At 44.4% G+C, this 2753-nt stretch carries 2 protein-coding genes; one reads left to right on the top strand and one right to left on the bottom strand.

Going from position 1 to position 2753, the window contains the following annotated elements; translation table 11 throughout:
• Window positions 1–1711: 1711 nt before the first annotated feature.
• Complete coding sequence (locus tag CAG68_RS20190; protein WP_005374933.1) at window positions 1712–2164, bottom strand: acyl-CoA thioesterase; 453 nt, start codon at window positions 2162–2164, stop codon at window positions 1712–1714.
• 210 nt (window positions 2165–2374) lie between these two features.
• On the opposite strand from CAG68_RS20190, the gene CAG68_RS20185 reads away from it, so the two are divergent.
• A partial coding sequence (locus CAG68_RS20185) for an FAD-binding oxidoreductase (RefSeq protein ID WP_237667908.1) occupies window positions 2375–2753 on the top strand: 379 nt, incomplete at its 3' end.

The raw sequence follows: 2753 nt of genomic DNA, 5'->3' as shown, positions 1-2753 counted from the left end.
GAACAGGTAAGACCGACCTTGAAGAGCCAGATCATTCCTTTGGATTATTTCCGCGCTCGCGAAATGGCATCAAGGTGCGAATACATCTAGGGTCGAGTTAGCTACTCATTAAAACCCGAATATACGCATGCATCTAATCTATTCTCGCTAAACAAGTTGTAATAACTCGGGAGTCCATATACTAGAATGACGCAGCTTTTCTTATCGCGTAGGTTGGAAGAGTCGCTCCACTGATACGTCCAAAGTGATTTTCCGGATGGTCACTTAGGCTTATCTGGAATCGCTTTTTTAGATGGTTTTGTAGAGGTCAGAGCCAAACTCGAACTGTTATTCTGAACCGAGAGGAACGAGCGTGATTCAGAATTTACCCTCAGATTGTATTGAGTTTATTCATGGCTCTATGGTCTGTAGCAAGCGGCAAGTAGATTCTTAGTCTCACTTTGGCTCGCTAGAATGACGCAGCTTTTCTTATCGCGTAGGCTAGAAGAGTCGCTCTACTGATGCGTCTAAAGCGAGATTCCGGATGGTCACATAGGTTTATCTGGAATCGCTTTTTTAGATGGTTTTGTAGAGCTCAGAGCCAAACTCGAACTGTTATTCTGAACCGAGAGGAACGAGCGTGATTCAGAATCTACTCTCAGATTGTATTGAGTTTATTCATGGCTTTATGGTCTGCAGCAAGCGGTAAGGTAGATTCTTAGTCTCGCTATGGCTCGCTAGAATGACGCAGCTTTTCTTATCGCGTAGGCTGGAAGAGTCGCTCTGCTGATGCGTCTCAAGCGAGATTTCGGATGGTCACTTAGGCTTGTCTGGAATCGCTTTTTTAGATGGTTTTGTAGAGCTCAGAGCCAAACTCGAACTGTTATTCTGAACCGAGAGGAACGAGCGTGATTCAGAATTTACCCTCAGATTGTATTGAGTTTATTCATGGTTCTATGGTCTGCAGCAAGCGGCAAGTAGATTCTTCGTCTCGCTAGAATGACGTAGCTTTTCTTATCGCGTAGGCTGAAAGAGTCGCTCTACTGATGCGTCTAAAGCGAAATTCCGGATGGTCAAATAGGCTCGTCTGGAATCGCTTTTTTAGATGGTTTTGTAGAGGTCAGAGTCAAACTCGAACCGTCATTCTGAACCGCGAGGAACGAGCGTGAATCAGAATCTACCTTCAGATTGTATTGAGTTTATTTATGGCTTTATGGTCTGCAGCAAGCGGTAAGTAGATTCTTAGTCTCGCTATGGCTCGCTAGAATGACGCAGCTTTTCTTATCGCGTCGGCTGGAAGAGTCGCTCTGCTGATACGTCTAAAGCGAGATTCCGAGTGACTCACTTAGGTTCTTCTGGAATCGCTTTTTTGGATGGTTTTGTAGAGATCAGAGTCAAACTCGAACCGTCATTCTGAACCGCGAGGAACGAGCGTGATTCAGAATCTACTCTCAGATTGTATTGAGTTTATTCATGGCTTTATGGTCTGCAGCAAGCGGTAAGTAGATTCTTAGTCTCGCTATGGCTCGCTAGAATGACGTAGCTTTCTTATCGCGTAGGCTGGAAGAGTCGCGCTGCTGTTACGTTTAGCGAGGTTTCGAATGATTCACTTAGGCTCATTAGAATGACTCTAGTTTTCTTATTGCGTAAGTTGGAATGGTATCTCAGCATCATTCCCGATAGCGATGAAGGAGCGCTGTCGGGAACCTCGCCTTTAATCTCTCGTTTCTTGCTACTCCAAATGATGCGTACTACCCACGGTTCCTTCCAAGTCTAAAATCGACTGGCGAACGTGATCTGGAATCGCAGCTTTAACGTTGTTCTTAAAATCAAACATCACACCAGTGGCGGTCGCGATGGTCGCAATTTTCCCCCACTTCTTACTCAGCACTTGGTACTCCATTGTGATGCGATCTTCTTGCATGTCGATTACGCGAGAACCGACTAATAGCGTGTCTGGGTAAGTAACAGGCAATTTGTAGCGGCATTGAGTCTCGCTCAGTACTGGCCCAATTTGCGAGGTCTGCAGGTCGACCAGCAGGTTAATTTTGTTGAAGTAATCTAAACGCGCCGTCTCGAAGTAGCGAAAATAGACCACGTTATTAACATGTTGCAGAGCATCCATTTCACCCCATGCGACTTTTATCTCTGTGATAACGGGAAAGTCCTTTAACAGTGTGTCCATTTTTATTGCTCCTTTTTCATCTGCTTTGCCACAAATTGCGACGCGACTTATCACTTTGAGCATTTATTCTAGATGTAATTATTTAATATGTAATAAAATTGTTTTTAAAATGTGAAATGGAATGGTGGTTTGATTATGTAAACTAGAAACTTTACATAATCGAGTTGAAGGCGTAAGTTTAACTAAGAGTAACCAGATAGGAGGTGTCTCATGATTGAACTCAAAGGTTTCAACCTCGCAAGAGTTGAGAAACGCATTGATTGGACAGGTGAGCTGTTCAGTTTGAGAATATCTGGCGCGCCTCTTTCCTTTAAAGCTGGCCAATTCACCAAGCTTGCTTTGCTTGATGATGAAGGTAAGCCGATCAGCCGTGCTTACTCCGTGGTTAATGCGCCAAGCGAGCAATTCGATTGGTTGGAATTTCTAATAGTAGCCGACCCTCAAGGACAACTTTCTCCACGGCTCCAAAAGCTTAAATCTGGTGATAGTATTTATGTCGGTGCCACTGCACATGGCGATTTAACCCATGACTCTATTCCTAAACAGGCTCATGACCTGTGGCTGCTATCTACAGGTACGGGGATTGGAC

It is taken from the genome of Vibrio sp. V42_P2S4T144, from assembly GCF_009904715.1.
GTDB classification, from domain to species: Bacteria; Pseudomonadota; Gammaproteobacteria; order Enterobacterales; family Vibrionaceae; genus Vibrio; species Vibrio alginolyticus.
The sequence above is the reverse complement of the archived record's forward strand: the minus strand, read 5'-3'. Positions and strand labels throughout refer to the sequence as shown.